Annotated in this window: 20 protein-coding genes; 16 read left to right on the top strand and 4 right to left on the bottom strand. The window is 52.7% G+C overall.

Going from position 1 to position 22924, the window contains the following annotated elements; translation table 11 throughout:
• Nucleotides 1–108: 108 nt before the first annotated feature.
• Both rcsB and rcsD read right to left on the bottom strand, forming a co-directional pair.
• Entirely contained in the window at nt 109–759 is a 651-nt protein-coding gene (gene rcsB, locus AL515_RS16415; protein WP_003027592.1) for a response regulator transcription factor RcsB, read from the bottom strand.
• Nucleotides 760–775: 16 nt separating this feature from the next.
• Nucleotides 776–3445 (bottom strand): phosphotransferase RcsD, encoded by a 2670-nt coding sequence (gene rcsD / locus AL515_RS16410; protein WP_048211113.1) that lies wholly within the window; start codon nt 3443–3445, stop codon nt 776–778.
• Between the two features lie 741 nt (nt 3446–4186).
• On the opposite strand from rcsD, the gene AL515_RS16405 reads away from it, so the two are divergent.
• The 6 genes from AL515_RS16405 to mgtE all read left to right on the top strand — a co-directional run bounded on the left by AL515_RS16405 (nt 4187) and on the right by mgtE (nt 11513).
• Nucleotides 4187–5287, top strand: coding sequence for a porin OmpC (locus AL515_RS16405; RefSeq protein ID WP_005129375.1), 1101 nt, complete (start codon nt 4187–4189; stop codon nt 5285–5287).
• Between the two features lie 115 nt (nt 5288–5402).
• Nucleotides 5403–6458, top strand: coding sequence for an FAD:protein FMN transferase ApbE (apbE, locus tag AL515_RS16395; protein WP_061068197.1), 1056 nt, complete (start codon nt 5403–5405; stop codon nt 6456–6458).
• Nucleotides 6459–6537: 79 nt separating this feature from the next.
• Entirely contained in the window at nt 6538–7602 is a 1065-nt protein-coding gene (gene ada / locus AL515_RS16390; RefSeq protein WP_048211116.1) for a bifunctional DNA-binding transcriptional regulator/O6-methylguanine-DNA methyltransferase Ada, read from the top strand.
• The gene (gene alkB, locus AL515_RS16385; RefSeq protein ID WP_061068196.1) at nt 7602–8252 is read left to right on the top strand and encodes a DNA oxidative demethylase AlkB; all 651 of its coding nucleotides are present in this window, start codon (nt 7602–7604) and stop codon (nt 8250–8252) included. Before ada ends, alkB begins: the two co-directional genes overlap by 1 nt.
• 75 nt (nt 8253–8327) lie before the next feature.
• Nucleotides 8328–9971: a multidrug ABC transporter permease/ATP-binding protein gene (locus AL515_RS16380; protein WP_061068195.1), complete on the top strand. Its 1644-nt coding sequence runs from the start codon at nt 8328–8330 to the stop codon at nt 9969–9971.
• A 105-nt stretch (nt 9972–10076) separates the two neighbouring features.
• The gene (mgtE, locus tag AL515_RS16375) at nt 10077–11513 is read left to right on the top strand and encodes a magnesium transporter (RefSeq protein WP_048211119.1); all 1437 of its coding nucleotides are present in this window, start codon (nt 10077–10079) and stop codon (nt 11511–11513) included.
• On the opposite strand, the gene AL515_RS16370 is transcribed toward mgtE, so the two are convergent.
• Nucleotides 11476–12723: a SulP family inorganic anion transporter gene (locus tag AL515_RS16370; protein WP_061068194.1), complete on the bottom strand. Its 1248-nt coding sequence runs from the start codon at nt 12721–12723 to the stop codon at nt 11476–11478. The genes mgtE and AL515_RS16370 overlap by 38 nt on opposite strands.
• 278 nt (nt 12724–13001) lie before the next feature.
• Here AL515_RS16370 and mqo point away from each other — a divergent pair, with 278 nt between their 5' ends.
• The gene (mqo, locus tag AL515_RS16365; RefSeq protein ID WP_061068193.1) at nt 13002–14663 is read left to right on the top strand and encodes a malate dehydrogenase (quinone); all 1662 of its coding nucleotides are present in this window, start codon (nt 13002–13004) and stop codon (nt 14661–14663) included.
• A 97-nt stretch (nt 14664–14760) separates the two neighbouring features.
• On the opposite strand, the gene eco is transcribed toward mqo, so the two are convergent.
• The gene (eco, locus tag AL515_RS16360) at nt 14761–15258 is read right to left on the bottom strand and encodes a serine protease inhibitor ecotin (protein ID WP_048212557.1); all 498 of its coding nucleotides are present in this window, start codon (nt 15256–15258) and stop codon (nt 14761–14763) included.
• A 413-nt stretch (nt 15259–15671) separates the two neighbouring features.
• Between eco and napF the strand changes: the two genes are divergently transcribed.
• The 9 genes from napF (at nt 15672) to ccmB (ending at nt 22920) form a co-directional block, all read left to right on the top strand.
• Complete coding sequence (napF, locus tag AL515_RS16355) at nt 15672–16163, top strand: ferredoxin-type protein NapF (protein WP_061068192.1); 492 nt, start codon at nt 15672–15674, stop codon at nt 16161–16163.
• A complete protein-coding gene (gene napD / locus AL515_RS16350) occupies nt 16153–16416 on the top strand; it encodes a chaperone NapD (RefSeq protein ID WP_048211123.1) in 264 nt (87 codons plus the stop codon). Before napF ends, napD begins: the two co-directional genes overlap by 11 nt.
• A complete protein-coding gene (napA, locus tag AL515_RS16345; protein ID WP_048211124.1) occupies nt 16413–18899 on the top strand; it encodes a nitrate reductase catalytic subunit NapA in 2487 nt (828 codons plus the stop codon). The genes napD and napA overlap by 4 nt, the downstream gene beginning before the upstream one ends.
• Nucleotides 18900–18905: 6 nt before the next feature.
• Nucleotides 18906–19601 carry a ferredoxin-type protein NapG gene (gene napG, locus AL515_RS16340; protein ID WP_048211125.1) on the top strand — a complete coding sequence of 232 codons (696 nt, stop codon included), beginning with the start codon at nt 18906–18908 and terminating at the stop codon, nt 19599–19601.
• The gene (napH, locus tag AL515_RS16335) at nt 19588–20439 is read left to right on the top strand and encodes a quinol dehydrogenase ferredoxin subunit NapH (protein ID WP_048211126.1); all 852 of its coding nucleotides are present in this window, start codon (nt 19588–19590) and stop codon (nt 20437–20439) included. Before napG ends, napH begins: the two co-directional genes overlap by 14 nt.
• Nucleotides 20440–20571: 132 nt before the next feature.
• Nucleotides 20572–21021, top strand: coding sequence for a nitrate reductase cytochrome c-type subunit (gene napB / locus AL515_RS16330; protein WP_048212558.1), 450 nt, complete (start codon nt 20572–20574; stop codon nt 21019–21021).
• 9 nt (nt 21022–21030) lie between these two features.
• On the top strand, nt 21031–21633 hold the full coding sequence (gene napC, locus AL515_RS16325) for a cytochrome c-type protein NapC (RefSeq protein ID WP_005129332.1): 603 nt from the start codon (nt 21031–21033) through the stop codon (nt 21631–21633).
• Nucleotides 21634–21646: 13 nt separating this feature from the next.
• Nucleotides 21647–22264, top strand: coding sequence for a cytochrome c biogenesis heme-transporting ATPase CcmA (ccmA, locus tag AL515_RS16320; RefSeq protein ID WP_105242180.1), 618 nt, complete (start codon nt 21647–21649; stop codon nt 22262–22264).
• On the top strand, nt 22261–22920 hold the full coding sequence (gene ccmB, locus AL515_RS16315) for a heme exporter protein CcmB (protein ID WP_005129323.1): 660 nt from the start codon (nt 22261–22263) through the stop codon (nt 22918–22920). Before ccmA ends, ccmB begins: the two co-directional genes overlap by 4 nt.
• Nucleotides 22921–22924 lie beyond the last annotated feature (4 nt).

Here is a 22924-nt window from a genome sequence, read left to right as displayed (position 1 = left end):
GGCAGGGTAGCGGTGTTTGCCTTATCCGGCCTACAGAACATACACAACACTGTATTGTTCGTAGGCCAGATAAACGCGGTGCCATCAGGCAGATGATATGAAACCGAATTACTCTTTGTCTGACGGGCTTAACGTCACGGATGACAGGTAATTCAGCAGGGCGATATCGTTTTCCACGCCGAGTTTCATCATTGCAGACTTTTTCTGGCTACTGATGGTTTTAATACTGCGATTGAGTTTTTTAGCGATTTCAGTCACCAGGAAGCCTTCGGCAAACAGGCGCAGAACTTCACTTTCTTTCGGTGACAGGCGTTTGTCGCCATAACCGCTGGCGCTGATTTTTTCCAGCAGGCGAGAGACGCTTTCCGGGGTGAATTTCTTACCTTTTTGCAGCGCCGCCAGCGCCTTCGGCAGGTCAGTTGGCGCACCTTGTTTCAGCACGATCCCTTCAATGTCGAGATCCAGTACCGCGCTCAGGATGGCCGGGTTGTTGTTCATGGTCAAAACGATGATCGACAGGCTCGGGAAATGGCGTTTGATATATTTAATTAACGTGATCCCATCACCATATTTATCTCCCGGCATTGAGAGATCGGTAATCAACACATGAGCATCTAATTTAGGCAAATTGTTGATCAGTGCAGTGGAGTCTTCAAATTCGCCGACAACGTTCACCCATTCGATTTGTTCAAGTGATTTACGAATACCGAACAGTACAATCGGATGGTCATCGGCAATAATTACGTTCATAGTGTTCATGTATTGGGCTACCTTGCTACAGCAAGCTCTTGACGTAAACGTCAATGTCGCTGATGTACTTTTCTATACCTGGAGCATCTTTCTCTTGAATAAGATGTTCCAGCGCTTCACATAACTGCTTGCCGGGTACCAGATTAAGCATGGCAAACACGCCTTTCAGGCGATGGGCCGTTTGGGCTAACGCAGCGAAATCGCTGGTTGCTGCCTCAGTATACAACCTCTTAACATCATCCGGTACTGTGTCTACAAAGAGTGCATAGTAACCACTGGCATGAAGTTCGGCGTTTTCATCACCGCCGAGGGGGAGTTCCTGGATCTCTTCTTGCGCCAGTTGTTCTTCTATTAGCTCCAGGACAGCTTCCTGCATAGCATTGCTCATATTAAAGTTGACGCGCAGCTGACCGGGGCCAATTTTTCGCACGCCAGACTCATCATCGCTTAAAAGCAAGCCCGAGGCAGTAAGATTAGACGGATTATCAGTGATAAAGAGATCATATTCTTGACTATTCAGTCGCTCATCGGGCGTGATGCAGGTTGCTCCCCAGTTTTCCAGCTGACGCAATACAATGCTGCGTACGTCATTCGAGGTGACGTCAACCATCACGCAGACGTCATCTAACAGCCGTTCTTCATTATCAGCATGTTGGTCATGCAGCGGCATCTTAACATGGACGATATAACGCGTTCCAAGTTCTTCCCGCGCTTTAATATTCAGATGTCCACCCAGTTTGCGCGCTAGCTGATCGCACAACCAGAACGTGAGTGGATTCGCTTTGCCATATCGATCGCTCTGCGTGTCATTGCTGAACGGAAAGTGCAGATTATCAATTTCATTCAGCGCGACGCCTTCCCCGGTATCCAGAATACGGAAGGTCAGACGCTCTGCCTCCGACTCATCCTGGTCGACGTCCAGCGTAATTTTGCCAATCTGCGTTGTGGTCACGGCATATTGGATGAGTAGCAGCAAAATACGACGCAGGGCATCGCGGTCGCCGCGGCGCTCATCATTGGCGCTCAGGTGATTTTTAATCAGCAGCTGCAACCCTTTACGCTTGATGGCGGGTAGTACTTCAGGCACTACGTCGTCAATTAACGCCTGCACGGAAAACAGCGTTGATTCACTTTTCCAGTCATCGCTTTCCAGAAGATTGGCCAACTGAATCTCATCGACCATACGTACCAGAACGTCTGCCTGGTTTGCCAGTTTGTGGCTGTCGGGCGTATTGAGTGCGGCAGCATTGATGGCCAGCGTTTTGGCGGGATCTTTCAGTGCGCGACCAATGTTTTGCATAAAGGCGGCGCGAGCCTGTTGGTTTTTCTCATACAGTCGCTGCGCTTGTTTCAGCTTTTTATTTACCAGCACTTCGCGGTCCTGGTCGCGAATGATAAAGATCTGCGTGCGGGCTGAGATCTGGCTGCGGAACAGCCTGATCTCATACAATTCATTATTGATTGTGGCCTGGATTACCCCCTGATGCTGCTCCGCCATGCTGGTGATATTTTGCAGATTTAAATGTGGCAGCAGGTGGTCGGCAATTTTATTGCTGATAACCGTGCGGTTGGATTCCTGGTCGTGTACCAATAACCCCAGCGGCAGCAGCGAAACAATTTCTTCATTGATTGCACGAAGCACCCGGAGTTCATTATTTGCGGCAAGGTTTGGCGCTACTTCGTTTGAGCGGGCAGGGAGGTGGCGGAAAGTGGTATAGCCAAACAGCGCCAGCGCCAGCAGAGCGATATTCAGTAACAGCGGCAGCAGAATGCTTTGCAGCGTATCAAGCAGTAATGAACCAAAGGGAACCTGCCAGACCAGTCGCATATCCGTTGAATTTAGCGCTGAAGAGATCTCAATCTTGCTATTGTTAAAGTTGATGCTGACGCTGTCAGGCGACTCTTTTTCACTGAGATGTTCAGCCGTAGACGTGGCATCGGGCTCCAGGTGAAAGCTGTCCAACTGCATGCCCGGGGGGATCAAATCATTAATCGGCAGGTCAAACGCGACCACGGTTGCCAGATGCCCTGGCTGATTAAAGGTTGTGCGTAACGTGAAGTAATGACCGTTTTGCCAGACCAGCCGGCGAAGGGACGAGAAGCTTTCACGCTCATCGAGCGCATTGGCCTGTTGTAACATCTCAGCGCGGCGCGAGTCGACAATGTTGCCAATTGTCGATTCTTTAAAGCCGGAGGTGAGATCTTTCAGCGGCAATGTTGAGATAAGAATCAGGCTATTGTCCTGACCATTCAGATAATACATAGACCATGGGACATTCTCCGCGCCCCACAGTGTATCCAGATAGGTTGAGATCCGCTGGGTCATTTCCAGCGTAGAACTGTCATGCGAGCCGAAAATCAGCGCTTCAGTCTTTCTACGGGGTTTTTCAAGATAGTAGACATCTTGCTTGAGTCGGGTTTCCTGTAACCCGTCGGCAGTCGATGAGTTGGTTGTCGCTGCAATATTGTCATAGATTTGCCAGGTCACGTATCGCCAGGTATCTACCCTTTTATGAATAGCGTGGGTGATATCGACAATCTGATAGCTCTTATCTTTAAGCCAGGTGTTGACCGCGCTCTGGACCATCACGCCCATCATCACCAACAGCACCACGATCAGTAATAAGAAGAAACGGGTAATACTTCCCGGAAGCAGGGAGAATCGGGTAGAAGCCGTTGTGTCAGACTGACTCATTCGTGTTTATGACCTGTTAAAACGACGCTAAAGATGAAGGGGCAGTATAAAGGGTAATGTATGAATTGCCATACTTACGCAACATCTGCGGAGCTGCGTTTTTTATTGCTGTGTATCGTTGCCAGGCAGGCAATGCAAACGTGTACAGCCGGTCACTATCAGTACAAATAAAGGTATGAAACCTACAGATTTAGCATTAAATAACAAGAAATTATTTGCCTGATTTATATGCGATGGTGAACAGGTGAGATAGTTAATAGTCGTTATAGTTTTTCATCGGTAGCACAGAACCGCGATGTTTGTGTAAAGAAGGGTAAAAAAAAACCGAACGCAGAGCATTCGGTTGAAATAGGGGTAAACAGACATTCATGAATGAATGACGGTAATAAATAAAGTTAATGATGATAGCGAGTCTATTTTAGTTGCGAGTGAAGATTTTGTTTTATCATTCAGTGCTATGGTTGCGCTTTGTGTACTTTATTGATTTATATATATTTTGTAATGATTCTTGACTATTCGTGCTTATTCTCTCCATTTTCTTAATTAAAAAAAGTTCCCTTTTGTTAATGTTTTGAAACATCTACATAGATAAATGAAACATCTTTAAAGTATTAGTATCATATTCGTGTTGGATTATTCTGTGTTTTTGCGGAGAATGAAGTTGCCGACTGGTTAATGAGGGTTAGCCAGTGAGCAGTGGCATAAAAAAGCAATAAAGGCATATAACAGAGGGTTAATAACATGAAAGTTAAAGTACTGTCCCTCCTGGTACCGGCTCTGCTGGTAGCAGGCGCAGCAAATGCGGCTGAAATTTACAACAAAGACGGCAACAAATTAGATCTGTACGGTAAAGTCGACGGTTTGCACTATTTCTCTGATGACTCTACTAAAGATGGTGATCAGACCTATATGCGTATCGGCTTCAAAGGTGAAACCCAGGTTAACGACCAACTGACCGGTTACGGCCAGTGGGAATACCAGATCATGGGTAACTCCTCTGAAAACGAAAACAACGCCTGGACGCGTGTCGCGTTTGCCGGTCTGAAATTCGCTGATGCAGGTTCTTTCGACTACGGTCGTAACTACGGCGTGGTTTATGACGTCACGTCCTGGACCGACGTTCTGCCGGAATTCGGCGGCGATACCTACGGTTCTGACAACTTCATGCAGCAGCGTGGTAACGGCTTTGCAACCTACCGTAACACCGATTTCTTCGGTCTGGTTGATGGTCTGAACTTTGCCCTGCAGTACCAGGGTAAAAACGGTAGTCCGGAAGGTGAAGGCATGACCGGCGTGACTGGCAACGGTCGTGACGCACTGAATCAGAACGGTGACGGCGTCGGCGGATCTATCACTTATGATATCGGCGAAGGCTTCTCCCTGGGTACCGCAGTCACCAGCTCCAAACGTACTGATGAGCAGAACAAGCTGAACTTCGGTACCGGCGATCGTGCTGAAACCTACACTGGCGGTCTGAAATACGACGCGAACAATGTGTACCTGGCAGCACAGTACACCCAGACCTACAACGCAACGCGTGCAGGTAAATTGGGCTGGGCTAACAAAGCACAGAACGTTGAAGCTGTTGCGCAGTACCAGTTCGACTTCGGTCTGCGTCCGTCCGTGGCTTACCTGCAGTCAAAAGGTAAAGATCTGGACAACGGCTACGGCGACCAGGATATCCTGAAATATGTTGATGTTGGCGCGACCTACTACTTCAACAAAAACATGTCTACCTATGTTGATTACAAAATCAACCTGCTGGATGACAACCAGTTCACCCGTAATGCAGGTATCTCTACCGATGATATCGTAGCACTGGGTCTGGTTTACCAGTTCTAATCTGTATCTATTTCTATCAAAGGCCCTACGGGGCCTTTTTTAATGCCGTTTTTCTGACGTACAAACACTCTTTTTTGGTGTACTCTTGCGCCCGTTTTCATAAGGGTAATCACGTATGGATATGATTTTTTGTCGTGCAGCGCTCCTGGCTGTAACACTCTTTTTTGTCGGGTGCGATGAGGCCCCGAAATCAACCCAGACCCCGTCCTCAACCGCGACAGTCCTGGAAGGCAAAACCATGGGCACTTTCTGGCGGGTCAGTGTGGTTGGCGTGGATGCCAAACGTGCCGGGGAGTTGCAGGTGAAGATCCAGACTCAGCTCGATGCTGATGATCAACTGCTTTCTACCTATAAGAATGATTCTGCGCTGATGCGTTTTAACCTGTCAAAAAGCTTGTCACCGTGGCCGGTGAATGATGCGCTGGCGGATATTGTGACATCGGCGTTACGTATTGGCGCAAAAACCGACGGCGCGATGGACATCACCGTCGGTCCGTTGGTCAACCTGTGGGGCTTTGGCCCGGATCGGCAACCGCTACATATTCCCACCCAAGGGCAAATTGACGCTGCAAAAGCGCAAACCGGACTTTCACATCTGAAGGTTGTTAATGAGGCGCACCAGAATTATCTGCAGAAAGATCTGCCGGCGCTGTACGTTGATCTCTCCACCGTGGGGGAAGGGTATGCGGCTGACCATCTGGCGCGATTGATGGAACAGGAAGGGATCGCCCGCTATCTGGTTTCTGTTGGCGGCGCGCTGAATAGCCGTGGAATGAATGCCGAGGGGCAACCGTGGCGTGTGGCAATACAGAAACCGACCGATCGTGAAAACGCGGTCCAGGCGATTGTCGATATCAATGGGCATGGTATCAGCACCTCCGGTAGCTATCGCAACTATTACGAACTGGATGGCAAGCGTCTTTCCCATGTCATCGATCCGCAAACCGGCCGTCCGATTGAACACAATCTGGTCTCTGTGACGGTGATTGCACCCACGGCGCTGGAGGCTGATGGTTGGGATACCGGGCTAATGGTGCTTGGCCCGCAAAAAGCCAAAGAGGTTGTGCGTCGCGAAGGGTTAGCGGTGTATATGATTGTTAAAGAAGGCGAAGGGTTTAGCACCTGGATGTCGCCGCAGTTTAAAAGCTTCCTGGTCAGCGAAAAAAATTAAAAAGCAAGATTGCGGGTTTTTATAACCCGCAATGCGGACACACTGAGGCTAAGCGCTATGCTTAACAAAGGAGTCCATCATGACAAATCTCTTACACATCACTGATGATGAACGCTGGCAGTCTGTGCTGGATCGTGACGCCAGGGCTGACGGTCAGTTTGTTTTTGCTGTTCAGACTACAGGCATTTTTTGTCGACCGTCCTGTCGGGCAAAACATGCGCTGCGCAAAAATGTCAGTTTCTTCGCGGATGCCGAGCAGGCACAGGCGGCAGGGTTTCGTCCCTGCAAACGCTGCCGGCCGGACAAAGATAGCGCGCAACAGCAGCGGCTGGACAAAATAGCCCACGCCTGTCAGTTGCTGGAGCAGGAGTCCCCCCTCACACTGGAGGCTCTTGCGCAGCATGTTGCGATGAGCCCGTTTCACCTGCATCGCCTGTTCAAAGCCACCACCGGGATGACCCCCAAAGCCTGGCAACAGTCGTGGCGTGCCCGTCGCCTGCGTGACGCGCTGGCAAAAGGCGCACCGGTCACGCAGGCGATTCTTGACGCCGGATTCCCCGACAGCAGCAGCTATTACCGCAAAGCGGATCAGGCGTTAGGCATGACCGCCAGGCAATTTCGTCAAGGCGGCGGTAATGTTTCTGTGCGCTATACCCTCACAGATTGCGCCCTCGGCCGTTGCCTGGTGGCGGAAAGTGAACGGGGTATCTGCGCGATCTTGCTGGGCGACGACGATGCTACGCTGATAGCAGAATTGCATGAACTGTTTCCGACGGCACGTGACGAGCCCGCCGATACGGAGTTTCAACAACATGTGCGTGAGGTGATCGCCGTGATTAACACGCGCAATACCGCACTGTCACTGCCGCTGGATATTCAGGGAACCGCCTTTCAGCAGCAGGTATGGCAAGCGCTGCGGGCAATCCCTTGTGGTGAGACGGTGAGTTATCAGCAACTTGCCAGCACTATCGGCAAGCCGAAGGCGGTGCGTGCCGTAGCCAGCGCCTGCGCGGCGAACAAGCTGGCGATTGTGATCCCGTGTCACCGCGTAATCCGCGGTGATGGCGCGCTTTCTGGCTATCGTTGGGGAATAACGCGCAAGGCGCAACTGTTGCAACGTGAAGCCACCCGCGAGGAAACGTAATGCTCGATCTCTTTGCAGATGAGAAACCCTGGCACGAGCCGCTGGCGTCAGGTGCGGTGATTTTGCGGCGCTTTGCATTTGAATCCGCCCCCGCTTTACTGCGGGCAATCGCGGCGACAGCCAGACAGTCGCCGTTTCGCCAGATGGTCACCCCTGGCGGTTATACGATGTCGGTAGCCATGACGAATTGCGGCCATCTGGGCTGGACAACGGATCAACATGGCTACCTCTATTCACCGGTCGATCCATTAACCGGCGTTCACTGGCCGCCATTACCCGAGGTCTTTGCTGAGCTGTGCCAACAGGCGGCAACGGCCGCAGGCTATCCTGATTTTCAACCGGATGTTTGCCTTATTAATCGCTATACGCCGGGGGCAAAACTGTCTTTACATCAGGATAAAGATGAGCCTGACCTGCGAGCGCCTATCGTCTCTGTATCGCTGGGCCTGCCGGCGATTTTTCAGTTTGGCGGCTTACGGCGCAACGATCCCTTAAAGCGAGTATTGCTGGAGCATGGTGATGTGGTGGTATGGGGGGGAAACTCGCGGCTGTTTTATCATGGCGTCCAGCCGCTTAAGACGGGGTATCATCCATTGACGGGAGATTGTCGTTATAACCTGACGTTTCGCCAGGCAGGTAAAAAAGAATAAAAATAAGAATTATTATTGCTGTCAGCGAAGAGATGTTTAAACTGCGGGCTGTTATTACTTGTCCGGGTTGTTTGCATGGAACTTTTACTTCTTGTCTGGCGGCAGTATCGCTGGCCATTTATCAGCGTCATGGCGCTCAGCCTTGTCAGTGCCGCGCTGGGGATTGGGCTGATTGCGTTTATTAATCAGCGCCTGATTGAAACGGTCGACACCACGCTGATGGTGCTACCGGAGTTTCTTGGCCTGCTGCTGTTACTGATGGTCGTCACCCTCGGTTCACAGCTGGCGCTCACCACGCTGGGGCACCACTTTGTCTACCGTCTGCGTAGCGAATTTATCAAACGAATTCTGGACACCCACGTCGAGCGTATCGAGCAAATCGGTAGCGCCTCGTTACTGGCCGGTTTAACCAGCGATATCCGTAACATTACCATTGCCTTTGTCCGCCTGCCTGAGCTGGTACAGGGGATTATTTTGACCGTGGGGTCGGCGGCGTATCTGGCGATGCTGTCGACTAAAATGCTGCTGGTGACGGCAATCTGGATGGCAATCACCATCTGGGGCGGATTTGTGCTGGTGGCGCGGGTGTATAAACACATGGCTACCCTGCGTGAAACCGAAGACAAGCTGTACAACGACTACCAGACGGTGCTGGAAGGGCGCAAAGAGCTGACGCTCAACCGGGAACGTGCGGAGCATATCTTTAATCAGCTGTACGTCCCGGATGCCAAAGAGTACCGTCATCATATTATCCGTGCCGATACCTTCCACCTGAGCGCGGTCAACTGGTCGAACATTATGATGCTGGGCGCTATTGGCCTGGTGTTCTGGATGGCCAACAGTCTGGGCTGGGCGGATACCGCCGTGGCGGCGACCTATTCGCTGACGCTGCTATTCCTGCGCACGCCGCTGCTCTCTGCCGTCGGCGCGCTGCCAACGCTGCTGACTGCACAGGTGGCGTTCAACAAGCTGAATAAGTTCTCCCTGGCCTCCTTCAAGGCTGAATTCCCACGGCCAACCGCATTTCCGGACTGGCAAACGCTGGAGTTGCGCGACGTGGTTTTCCGCTATCAGGATAATGCGTTCGCCGTTGGGCCAGTGAATCTGACCATTCATCGTGGTGAACTGATCTTCCTGATTGGCGGTAACGGTAGTGGGAAATCTACGCTGGCGATGTTGCTGACCGGGCTATACCAGCCACAGTCTGGTGAGATTTTACTGGATGGCAAGGCGGTTGCTGTCGAAAAACCGGAGGACTACCGCAAGCTGTTCTCCGCGGTGTTTACCGACGTCTGGCTGTTTGACAAATTGCTGGGACCTGAAGGCAGAGACGCTTCTCCGGCGCTGGTAGCGAAGTGGCTGGATCATCTGCAAATGGCGCACAAGCTGGAACTGAACGACGGGCGCATTCTCAACCTGAAGCTGTCGAAAGGGCAGAAAAAGCGTGTGGCGCTGTTGCTGGCCTTAGCAGAGGAGCGCGACATCATTCTGCTGGATGAATGGGCCGCCGATCAGGATCCCCATTTCCGGCGTGAATTCTACCAGGTGTTGCTGCCGCTGATGCAGGAGATGGGCAAAACCATTTTCGCCATTAGTCATGACGATCATTACTTTATTCATGCAGACCGTTTGCTGGAAATGCGTAATGGGCAATTGAGTGAACTGCTGGGCGATGAACGCGATGCGGCTTCGCGCGATGCGGTGGCGCGCACTGCATGATCCCACATGCCGCCGGTTTTTTATCCACCCGGCGGCCTCGTTTATTGTTATTTACATAATTCGGCATCATGATTGATGATATTTCATATCATGGATTTATGATTAATGTCCGCAATAAACAAAAACAGCGCCAGGCTACGTGATGAAGAGCGTGCGCGTCTAATCTGGCTGCTGACCACTGATAAAGCCATTATTTCAACACTGTTGGGCAAGCTTACCCTGGCTGAGCAATATGACGTCGGCACGTTAGCCGACGATATTGCTGAGGTAGGGGCTCTGGTGGCGCATCTGCCGCCACCCGATCTGGCCGATACCCTCGAAGCACTGCCCTCCGAAGAGCGTCACGCCCTGTGGCGACTGGTCGAAAGTGAAAAACGCGGCAACGTCCTGCTTGAAGCATCAGAAAATGTGTGGGATGACCTGATCGACGAGATGAGTGACCGCGAGCTACTGGATGCGCTGCAATATCTCGATATCGACGAACAGATTTATCTGGTACAGCATTTACCCCGTAACCTTACCGGTCGACTGCTGGCATCATTGCCTGCTGAAGAGCGTGCGCGCGTACGTCAGGTGCTGCACTACGAGAAGAATCGCGTCGGTGCGATCATGGAGTTCGAAGTCATCACCGTACGTCCGGACGTGACGCTGGAAGTGGTGCAGCGGTACTTGCGGCGGCTGGGAAAAATGCCGGAGAACACCGATAAACTCTTCGTAACCGATCGCAATAAAGTGCTGGTGGGTGAACTGACGCTAACCTGTATTCTGCTCAATGACGTGCAGCGTAAAGTCAGCGAAGTGATGGAGGACGATCCGCTCACATTTTCTCCGGAAGATATCGCCGAGAATGCTGCGCGTACGTTTGAACGTGACAACCTGGTTAGTGCTGCGGTGGTTGATCCCTCAGGCAAACTGATGGGACGCTTAACCATCGATGAGATCGTCGACGTGGTTTATGAAGAAACCGATACCGATCTGCGTCGAATGGGGGGCTTAAGTGCCGAAGAGGATGTATTCGCTCCGGTCACTAAAGCGGTAAAAACCCGTTGGGCGTGGCTGGCAATTAATCTCTGTACCGCTTTTATCGCCTCGCGGGTAATCGACGGTTTCGAGCACACCATTTCACAACTGGTGGCGCTGGCCTCGCTGATGCCAATTGTGGCAGGGATTGGCGGTAATACGGGTAATCAGACCATCACCATGATTGTCCGGGCGCTGGCGTTGCAGAATATTCAGCCCGGCAACCTGACGTTTCTGATCCTGCGTGAGATGGGGGTAGCGCTGATCAACGGCCTTGTCTGGGGCGGCATCATGGGCGGCATCACCTGGTGGCTGTACGATGATATGGCGCTGGGCGGCGTGATGACCCTGGCAATGATGCTCAATCTGCTGATGGCGGCGCTGATGGGCGTTATCATTCCGATGACGATGGTGAAGCTCGGGCGCGATCCGGCGGTCGGCTCCAGCGTCATGATTACCGCTATCACCGACACCGGCGGATTCTTTATTTTTCTGGGTCTGGCGACGCTGTTTTTGATGTAGACGCCCGTTTCCTACTGACGATGCGCGGCAGTATCAACATCGTGATCACGCCGGCAACCACGCCAATCGCCAGGTTGCCGGTAGAGACTGTCGCGGCGACGGTAACCAACATTGCCAGCGTTTCGGTGACCGGCATGTTGGTCAGCGTCGCGGGTCGGATGCTGTGCCAGCTAAACGTTTTTACCGCCACAATCACCATAATTCCCGCCAGTACTGACATTGGTATCTTTGCCATCACCTCGCTGAGTGCGGTGACGAGCAGCAGCAAGACCAGGCTGGCGGCAAACGTGGAAACGCGGCTGCGAGCTTTCCCCATCTCAACGTTGACAATCGTTTGACCGATCATCGCGCATCCGGCGATGCCGCCATAAAAACCGGCCAGGATATTGGCTACGCCCAGTCCGGTACTTTCACGGTTTTTATTCGACGGGGTGACCGTCAGGTCGTCAACCAGTCGGGCAGTTAATAGCGATTCCATCAATCCAACAAAAGCGATGCTCAGCGCGCAGGGCCAGATAATGGTTAACGTTTGCAGGTTGAGTGGTACAAGTAACTGCGTCAAGCCCGGCAAACCGCCGCTCATTGAACCTTCGTCACCGACAGTCGGTAACAGTTGCCCGCTGGTGACAGTGAACACCGTCAGCAGCACGATAGCGATCAGCGGCGCGGGGATGGCTTTGATAAACCGCGGAACCCACAGCACAATCAGCAGCGTCAGGACGAACAGCCCCCAGATGAGCGGGCTTTTCCCCCAGAAATGCGGGACCTGGGCAAAGAAAATCAAAATACCCAGCGCGTTGACAAATCCTGTCATCACGGCCGTAGGGATGAACCGCATCAAACGCGCCATTCCTGACACACCAAACAGGATCTGAATAATCCCGGCCAGCACTACCGCAGGCAGGATGTACTGCACGCCGTGTTGATGCACCATCGGGCCAATGACTAATGCAACCGATCCTGCAGCGGCGGTAACCATTGCCGGACGCCCACCTAAAAAGGACATCGCCAGGCACAGTACGACCGAGGCTATCAGGCTGACTTTCGGATCGACGCCAGCAATAACGGAAAAAGAGATCACTTCCGGGATCAGAGCCAGGGCGGTTACCACACCGGCCAGCGTTTCACGAACCAGCAGGCGGGGGTGGCGTAACACGGTGTGGGTGGTGTGTTCTGCCACCGCGGCAGAGGAAGAGTGTGTTGCAGACATAGTTACTCTCAGGTCAGAAAAGGCCTGATGACAGCAGACCGACAGGCATCCGTGCGGTGAATAGCAAAGCGCAGCATAGTACCCGTCTGACGGGGAGGTTTCCAGAAATGATTGTCAATAACCATATAAAGAATCAACGTATTAATAACATTTTTAAAATTTAAATATAATTTATAAACAATATTTAATTATTTTTACTTAAGTGTTACCGTTGTTACCGCTCGATTTTCACCTGCATAAAAAGCAAAAAGCGATACTAAAAGTAAGGCATTAACATTATGAAAAAAGTGACTGCCATGCTCTTCACCATGGCTGTAGGGCTGAATGTTGTCTCGATGGCAGCAAAAGCGAAAGCGGCGGAAGAGCAGGAAACGGATGTACTGTTGATTGGCGGCGGCATCATGAGCGCCACACTGGGAACCTATTTACAGGAGCTGGAGCCGCAATGGTCAATGACCATGGTAGAGCGACTGGATGGCGTTGCTCAGGAGAGTTCAAACGGCTGGAACAACGCCGGAACAGGCCACTCCGCACTGATGGAACTGAACTACACGCCTAAAAAGGCTGACGGTAGCATCAGTATTGAAAAGGCAGTCGAAATTAACGAAGCCTTCCAGATTTCCCGCCAGTTCTGGGCGTATCAGGTCAACAACGGCGTGATGCATGAACCCCGCTCGTTTATCACCACTGTTCCCCATATGAGCTTTGTCTGGGGCGACGAGAACGTGAATTTCCTGCGTGCCCGTTACACGGCACTCCAGCAAAGCACCCTGTTCCGCGGTATGCGCTACTCTGAAGATCACGCGCAGATTAAAGAATGGGCGCCTTTGGTTATGGAAGGTCGCGATCCGAAACAGAAAGTTGCGGCAACGCGTACCGAGATCGGTACTGACGTGAACTACGGTGAAATTACGCGCCAGCTGATTGCATCGTTGCAGAAAAAACCTAATTTTGCGCTGCAACTGAGCACCGAAGTTCGCGGCTTTAAGCGTAACGCGGATAATAGCTGGACCGTCACGGTTGCTGATCTGAAAAACAATGAAGCGGAACACGCTATTAAGGCGAAGTTTGTCTTTATCGGTGCCGGTGGCGCTGCCCTGAAGCTGTTGCAGGAAACCGACATTCCGGAAGCGAAAGGCTATGCCGGATTCCCGGTTGGCGGGCAGTTCCTGGTGGCGGAAAACCCTGATGTGGTCAATCGTCATCTGGCGAAAGTGTATGGTCAGGCCTCCGTTGGTGCGCCGCCGATGTCCGTACCGCACATCGATACCCGTATTCTGGATGGTAAACGTGTAGTGCTGTTTGGGCCATTCGCGACATTCTCCACTAAGTTCCTGAAAAACGGTTCATTGTGGGATCTGCTCAGTTCTACCACCACGTCGAACTTTATGCCGATGGTCAACGTGGGTCTGGATAACTTCGATCTGGTCAAATATCTGGTAAGCCAGGTCATGCTCAGCGACGACGAGCGTTTTGCCGCGCTGCAAGAGTACTATCCACAGGCGAAAAAAGAAGACTGGCGTTTATGGCAGGCAGGCCAGCGTGTGCAGATTATCAAAAGTGATGCGGAGAAGGGCGGCGTTCTGCGTCTGGGAACCGAAGTGGTCAGCGATAAAGAAGGCACCATTGCTGCGCTGCTGGGTGCATCACCGGGGGCATCAACCGCGGCACCGATCATGCTGCATCTGATGGAAAAAGTGTTTAAAGATAAAGTTGCCAGCCCGGAATGGCAGGCGAAGCTGAAAACGATTATTCCGTCTTATGGCACGAAGCTGAACGGCAACGTTGAGGCTACGGAGCAAGAGCTGCAATACACCAGCGAAGTACTGGGTCTGAAGTACGATAAACCGCAGGTTGCTGATGAAGCGCCGAAACCACAGCTAAAACCTCAGGCGCAACCGCAGCCTGAGCAGAAAGCCGTGGCGGATATCGCGCTGTAAAAAAAGGCCGGATGGCGCTGCGCTTATCCGGCCTACTTCTACTTCATGCGTCTGTATGCCGGATAAGGCGGTACGCCGCCATCCGGCACATTCTCACTTATCGCACGACGGCGTCCTGAATTTTATCTTCTGCTTTCCAGATGCGGTATTTCACCTCCACGTTTTCCGGGGTGTAAACCACAATCGGTAATTTGCTGTTGTAACGCAGCATACCGTCTTCACCCAGATACGCGGTGATGAATTTCTTCTCTTTCTTGCCGTCCGGGCAGGCCATCATGGTTGAAACCGGAGACGTAACTTTGTCGAATACATAGTAGTCATAACCCCAACCTTCCAGCGTTTTGCTGTCCAGTTCTCCGCCAAGGCGATGTTTGTTGCAATCAACTTCCAGCGTTTGTCCGATCAGCAGTTCTACTTTCAGAGTAGATTCATCTTTCTCAGGAGTAAGCTGAATAACCTGACGCTTCATTCCCTTGTCCGCTTTAGGATAAGGGGCGACTTTTTCCAGCGGCTGAGCGCTGGCATCGGTGGTTGTCGCCCACACAGAGGTGCTGGCGAAGGCGGCAAGGAGTACGGCAGGGACAATTGTCTTCATCTTATTGTTCACAGTGTTTCCTTTCTTCTGTCTTATGAACGTATCAAGGGCAGGTTAGCATATTCATATCGTCTATTAATCTAAATTTACTTATATTTTAAGTGCATTAATTAAAGGTTTATAAGTTGTGTAGCGATAAATACCAGGAATTATCTTAATTGTGAGATTATTCTCTGTTTCATGTTTTCGTTATATAATTGATTATATAACTCATTGAAATGTGAGCAAAAGCGCACTTTTTCCCGCCAACTCAACACTCTTTTGATCCGGCAACAGCATTTACCCCAATTGGGGTATGCACCTCAAACACATCCTGAAATATCTTACGGCTAAAAATAACTACTCATAAATAGTGCGTTTTTTATTGTCGTTCAACCCGCCGAGGGAGAGCGTCATTATGGAAGGACAATGTCATGGTTGATTTATCCCGTCGAGGCATGTTGACAGGCAGTTGGCGTAAAGCCAGCAATGGGATTCGTCCGCCGTGGAGCATGGAAGACTCACATTTTCTGGCTCATTGCCTCCGTTGTGACGCCTGCATCCAGGCGTGTGAAACCGACATCCTGCAGCGAGGCCAGGGCGGTTATCCAGGCGTAAATTTCAAACACGGCGAATGCAGCTTTTGTTACGCCTGCGCAGAGGCCTGCCCCGAATCACTTTTTCTTCCGCGCCACACCAGGGCATGGGATCTGAATTTTTCGATCGGTGACAACTGTCTCGCGCATCAGTCCGTTGAATGCCATCGCTGTCAGGATAGCTGTGAACCCATGGCCATAACCTTTCGTCCCACGCTGTCCGGTATTTATCAGCCACAGCTCGACAATCAGGCATGTAACGGATGCGGCGCGTGTGTCGCTATCTGTCCGGTATCAGCCATTAATGCGGAGTACAACCATGGACACTAACTGGCAGGTCTGCAGCCTGGTCGTTCAGGCCAAAAGTCAGCACATCAGTGATATCGCTACGCAGTTACGTTCGTTTCCGGGTTGCGAAGTTGCTCTCAGCGATGTGGAAAGCGGTCAACTGATTGTGGTGGTGGAAGCAGAGCACAGTGAAACGCTAATGAAAACAATTGAGTCAGTGCGCAACGTTGCGGGCGTGCTGGCGGTGTCGCTGGTTTATCACCAGCAGGATGAGCAAGGTGAGGAAACACCATGAAACTCAGTCGTCGTAGCTTTATGAAAGCTAACGCCGTTGCGGCCGCTGCGGCGGCTGCCGGGTTAAGCGTGCCGGGCGTAGCCCGTGCGGTAGTCGGTCAGCAAGAAGCGATCAAATGGGATAAAGCCCCGTGCCGTTTTTGCGGTACCGGTTGTGGCGTATTGGTAGGCACTCAACAAGGGCGTGTTGTGGCATGTCAGGGTGACCCGGATGCGCCGGTTAACCGTGGGCTCAACTGCATCAAAGGTTACTTCCTGCCGAAAATCATGTACGGAAAAGACCGTTTAACGCAGCCGATGCTGCGCATGAAAGACGGCAAATATCACAAAGAAGGCGAATTCACCCCGATTAGCTGGGACCAGGCCTTTGATGTGATGGAAGAGAAATTTAAAACCTCTCTGAAAGAGAAAGGGCCAGACGCTATTGGTATGTTTGGCTCCGGTCAGTGGACCATCTGGGAAGGCTACGCTGCCGCAAAACTGTTCAAAGCCGGTTTCCGTTCAAACAACATCGATCCGAACGCGCGTCACTGCATGGCGTCAGCCGTTGTGGGCTTTATGCGTACCTTTGGTATGGATGAGCCGATGGGCTGTTATGACGATATCGAGCATGCGGATGCTTTCGTCCTGTGGGGCGCTAATATGGCGGAAATGCACCCGATCCTGTGGTCGCGCATCACCAACCGTCGTCTGTCCGATCCTAACGTCAACGTCGCCGTTCTCTCTACCTTCCAGCATCGTAGCTTTGAGCTGGCGGATAACGGTATCGTCTTTACGCCGCAAAGCGACCTGGTGATCCTCAACTACATCGCAAACTATATCATTCAAAACAATGCGATAAACCAGGACTTCTTTAGCAAGCACGTTAACCTGCGTAAAGGGGCGACGGATATCGGCTACGGTCTGCGTCCAACCCATCCGCTGGAAAAAGCGGCGAAAAACCCGGGTTCCGATGCCTCGGAACCGATCAGTTTTGAAGAGTACAAAGCGTTTGTTGCGGAGTATACGCTGGATAAAACTGCAGAAATGACCGGCGTGCCAAAAGATCAGCTGGAACAGCTGGCGCAGTTGTATGCCGATCCTAAGAAGAAAGTCATCTCCTACTGGACGATGGGCTTTAACCAGCATACCCGTGGCGTATGGGCTAATAACCTGGTCTATAACCTGCACCTGCTGACCGGTAAAATTTCTCAGCCAGGCTGCGGCCCATTCTCGCTGACGGGTCAGCCTTCCGCTTGTGGTACCGCGCGTGAAGTCGGGACCTTCTCTCACCGTCTGCCTGCGGATATGGTGGTGACGAACGAGAAACACCGCGATATCTGTGAAAAACACTGGAATATTCCGGCGGGGACCATTCCGGCGAAAATCGGTCTGCATGCTGTGGCGCAGGACCGCGCACTGAAAGATGGCAAGCTCAATGTTTACTGGGTGATGTGTAACAACAACATGCAGGCTGGGCCGAACATCAACGAAGAGCGCATGCCTGGCTGGCGCGATCCGCGCAACTTTATCATCGTTTCCGATCCGTACCCGACGGTCAGTGCTCTGGCGGCCGACCTGATCCTGCCAACAGCGATGTGGGTAGAGAAAGAAGGGGCTTACGGTAACGCCGAGCGCCGTACTCAGTTCTGGCGCCAGCAGATTAAAGCACCGGGCGAAGCGAAATCTGACCTGTGGCAGATGGTGCAGTTTGCCCGCCGATTCAAAACGGAAGACGTCTGGCCGGAGGAACTGCTGGCGAAGAAACCCGAGCTACGCGGTAAGACGTTGTATGACGTGCTGTTCGCCACGCCAGCAGTAACGAAATTCCCGGTCAGCGAACTGGCTGAAGATCAACTGAACGATGAATCTCGCGAACTCGGTTTCTACCTGCAAAAAGGTCTGTTCGAAGAGTACGCCTGGTTTGGTCGCGGACACGGACACGATCTTGCACCGTTCGATGATTACCACAAGGCGCGCGGGTTACGCTGGCCAGTGGTCGATGGTAAGGAGACTCAGTGGCGCTACAGCGAAGGCAACGATCCGTACGTGAAGGCTGGAGAAAGCTACAAGTTCTACGGCAAACCGGATGGGAAAGCCGTCATCTTCGCGCTGCCATTTGAACCGGCGGCTGAAGCACCGGATAAAGAATACGATCTGTGGCTCTCCACCGGTCGCGTGCTGGAGCACTGGCATACTGGCAGCATGACGCGCCGCGTGCCGGAACTGCACCGTGCGTTCCCGGAGGCGGTACTGTTTATCCATCCGCTGGATGCAAAAGCGCGCGATCTTCGCCGTGGCGACAAGGTCAAAGTGGTATCCCGTCGTGGTGAAGTGATTTCGATTGTTGAAACACGCGGCCGCAACCGTCCGCCTCAGGGGCTGGTGTACATGCCGTTCTTCGACGCCGCACAGCTGGTGAACAACCTGACGCTGGATGCGACGGATCCGCTCTCTAAAGAGACGGATTTCAAGAAGTGCGCTGTGAAACTGGCGAAGGTGTAACGCGTTATGTCCCGGTCAGCAAAACCCCAAAATGGCCGCCGCCGCTTCCTGCGCGATATGGTTCGCGCAGCAGGCGGGCTGGCTGTCGTTGGCGTGGCGCTGGGGTTGCAACAGCAAACCGCACGCGCAACCGGCGTGCGGCTGCGCCCGCCTGGGGCTCTGAGTGAAGACGCATTTGCCAGCGCCTGTGTGCGCTGTGGCCAGTGCGTCCAGGCCTGCCCGTATGACACGCTGAAACTGGCAACGCTGGCCTCCGGGCTGGCGGCCGGAACACCCTATTTTGTCGCTCGCGACATCCCCTGCGAAATGTGTGAGGACATCCCGTGCGCCAAAGTCTGCCCCAGCGGCGCGTTGGACAGGGAAATTGCATCCATTGACGATTCGCGTATGGGACTGGCGGTTCTGCTGGATCACGAAAACTGCCTCAACTATCAGGGGCTACGCTGCGACGTTTGCTATCGCGAGTGCCCGAAAATCGATGAGGCTATCACCCTGGAGCTGGACCGCAACATGCGTACTGGTAAGCATGCGCGGTTTATTCCGACCGTGCACAGCGATGCCTGTACTGGCTGTGGGAAATGCGAAAAAGTCTGCGTACTGGAGCAGCCGGCAATAAAAGTGCTGCCGCTGTCGCTGGCGAAAGGGGAGTTAGGACACCATTACCGCTTCGGTTGGCTGGAGGGGAACAATGGCAAATCGTAAACGTGATGCGGGGCGTGAAGCACAAGCGAAAAAAGGGTGGTGGAAGAGCCATCGCTGGCTGGTGTTGCGTCGCCTGAGCCAGTTCCTGGTTCTGGCGATGTTCCTCAGCGGTCCGTGGCTTGGCGTGTGGATCCTGCATGGTAATTACAGTAGCAGCCTGTTGCTGGATACCATTCCGTTAACCGACCCACTCATTACCCTGCAAAGCCTGGCCAGCGGGCACCTGCCAGCAACAGTCGCGTTAACAGGGGCCGCCATTATTACGGTTCTGTATGCCCTTGCAGGTAAGCGACTGTTTTGCAGTTGGGTCTGCCCGATGAATCCGGTGACTGATTTGGCGAGCTGGCTGCGCAGAAGGTTTGACCTGAATCAGTCTGCGACCCTGCCGCGCCATATACGGTACGTCCTGCTGGTGGTTATCCTGGTCGGTTCTGCCCTGACAGGAACGCTGCTGTGGGAGTGGATAAACCCGGTTTCTTTGCTGGGACGTAGCCTGGTCATGGGCTTTGGCAGCGGTGCGCTGCTTATTCTCGCGCTGTTTTTATTTGATTTACTGGTCGTTGAGCATGGCTGGTGCGGACATCTCTGCCCCCTGGGTGCGCTGTATGGCGCATTGGGCAGTAAAGGTGCAATAACCGTATCAGCAAAAGAACGTAAGAGATGTAACCGCTGTATGGATTGTTTTCATGTTTGCCCGGAACCGCATGTGCTACGTGCGCCGGTGCTGGATGAGCAAAGCCCGGTGCAGGTGACCAGTCGCGATTGCATGGCCTGCGGTCGCTGTGTGGATGTCTGTTCTGAGGATGTTTTTACAATAACGATACACAAAATCATTTGAGATGCATCGCGGCGGCAAGCGAGAAATTCCCCAGGAACATAGTAACTATGTGACTGGGGTTTCGGAGCGCAGCCAACAAAGAGGCAGCTTAAAGGATGAAGTGTAAATGCGATGGAGTTCGGGAGCGAAACAATGAAAAGCCATGACCTGATTAAAGCGCTGAGTCAATGGACAGCCGCGCTGGCCCTGGTAGTCAGTGGGGCCGTTTGGGCTGCAAACGGAGTGGATCTGAGCCAGTCACCGGAGGTCTCAGGGACACAGGAAGGGGCGATTCGCATGCCGAAAGAGCAGGAGCGTATGCCGCTGAATTATGTGAATCAGCCACCGATGGTTCCGCACAGTGTTGACGGTTACCAGGTGACGACCAATACCAACCGTTGCCTGCAGTGTCACGGTGTTGAAAGCTACCGCACCACCGGTGCACCGCGCATCAGCCCGACGCACTTTATGGACAGCAACGGCAAGGTACTGGCTGAAGTCGCCCCGCGTCGTTACTTCTGTCTGCAGTGTCATGTCCCGCAGGCTGACGCCGCGCCGATTGTTGAAAATACCTTCACCCCCTCGAAAGGTTACGGGAAATAAGAGGTCATTATGGAAAATTCTAACCGTAAACCAGGCTGGATTAAGCGCGTCTGGCAATGGTGGCGTCGCCCCAGCCGTCTGGCGCTCGGCACGCTGTTGTTAATCGGCTTTGTGGGCGGCATTATTTTCTGGGGCGGCTTTAATACCGGTATGGAAAAGGCCAATACTGAAGAGTTCTGCATTAGCTGTCACGAAATGCGCAACACGGTATACCAGGAATACATGGAAACCGTACACTACAACAACCGCAGCGGTGTGCGCGCGACTTGCCCTGATTGCCACGTCCCTCATGAGTGGGGGCCGAAAATGATCCGCAAAATCAAGGCCAGCAAGGAGCTGTACGCGAAAGCACTGGGGTTAATAGATACACCGCAAAAATTTGAAGACCACCGTTTATCGATGGCGCAAAATGAATGGCGGCGTATGAAAGACAATAATTCGCAAGAGTGTCGGAACTGTCACAACTTCGAGTTTATGGATTTAACCGCCCAGAAAGGCGTAGCGGCTAAAATGCATGATCAGGCCGTGAAAGAAGGGCAAACCTGTATTGACTGCCATAAAGGGATAGCGCACAAACTGCCTGATATGCGCGAAGTCAAACCGGGCTTTTAACAGGATGTAAATAATCAGGATGCTTGAGGCCAGAGAACTGCTCTGCGAGCGAGATGACAGAATACTGTTTAGCGATCTGTCATTTCGCGTCGATGCAGGGGAATGGGTACAAATTACCGGGAGCAATGGCGCAGGGAAAACCACCCTGCTGCGGTTGCTTACCGGGCTGGCTCGTCCTGATGCCGGAGAGGTTTGCTGGCAAGGGAAATCGCTGCACCAGGTGCGGGACAGCTACCATCAGGAACTACTGTGGATCGGACATCAGCCGGGGATAAAAACCCGGCTTTCGGCGTTGGAGAATCTGCGATTTTTCCATCACGATGGCGACTGTCTGGCGGCACTGGCGCAGGCAGGGCTTGCCGGATATGAAGATATTCCTGTTAATCAACTCTCCGCCGGACAACAGCGGCGCGTGGCACTGGCTCGCCTCTGGCTGACCCGCGCGCGACTGTGGATCCTCGATGAACCCTTTACGGCAATTGATGTGCACGGCGTTGAGCGACTGACTCAGCGCATGGCACAGCATACAGAGCAGGGTGGTATTGTGATCCTTACAACGCACCAGCCTCTGGGTGTTGAGACCGATAAAGTTCGACGTATTGCGCTGACCAGCGAGAGGGCCGCGCAATGATGTGGCAAATCTTCCGTTTAGAACTGCGGGTTGCGTTCCGTCATAGTGCAGAGATCGCCAATCCGTTATGGTTTTTCCTGATCGTTATCACGTTGTTCCCTCTGAGCATTGGGCCGGAGCCACAGCTGCTGGCGCGCATCGCACCGGGCATTATCTGGGTTGCCGCATTGCTGGCCTCATTACTGGCGCTGGAACGTTTATTCCGGGATGACTTACAGGATGGCAGCCTCGAACAATTGATGCTGCTGCCATTGCCGCTACCGGCCGTGGTGCTGGCGAAGGTGATGGCGCACTGGGTTGTAACCGGTTTGCCGCTGCTGATCCTCTCGCCGCTGGTGGCATTGCTGCTGGGAATGGATATGTACGGTTGGCAAATTATGGCGCTGACGTTGCTGCTTGGAACGCCGACGCTGGGTTTTCTCGGCGCACCGGGCGTGGGATTGACGGTGGGGTTAAAACGCGGTGGCGTGCTGTTGAGCGTGCTGGTACTCCCGCTAACCATTCCATTGTTGATTTTTGCGACCGCTGCGATGGACGCCGCCTCGATGCACTTACCCGTTGAAGGGTACATGGCGATTCTTGGCGCGTTGCTGGTAGGAAGCGCCACGTTAAGTCCCTTTGCGACGGCGGCGGCGTTACGTATCAGCGTGCAATAGCGCA

The organism is Citrobacter sp. FDAARGOS_156 (assembly GCF_001559235.2).
Classification (GTDB): domain Bacteria; phylum Pseudomonadota; class Gammaproteobacteria; order Enterobacterales; family Enterobacteriaceae; genus Citrobacter; species Citrobacter youngae.
Note: the sequence above shows the minus strand (reverse complement) of the source record. Positions and strands in the feature narration are given on the sequence as shown.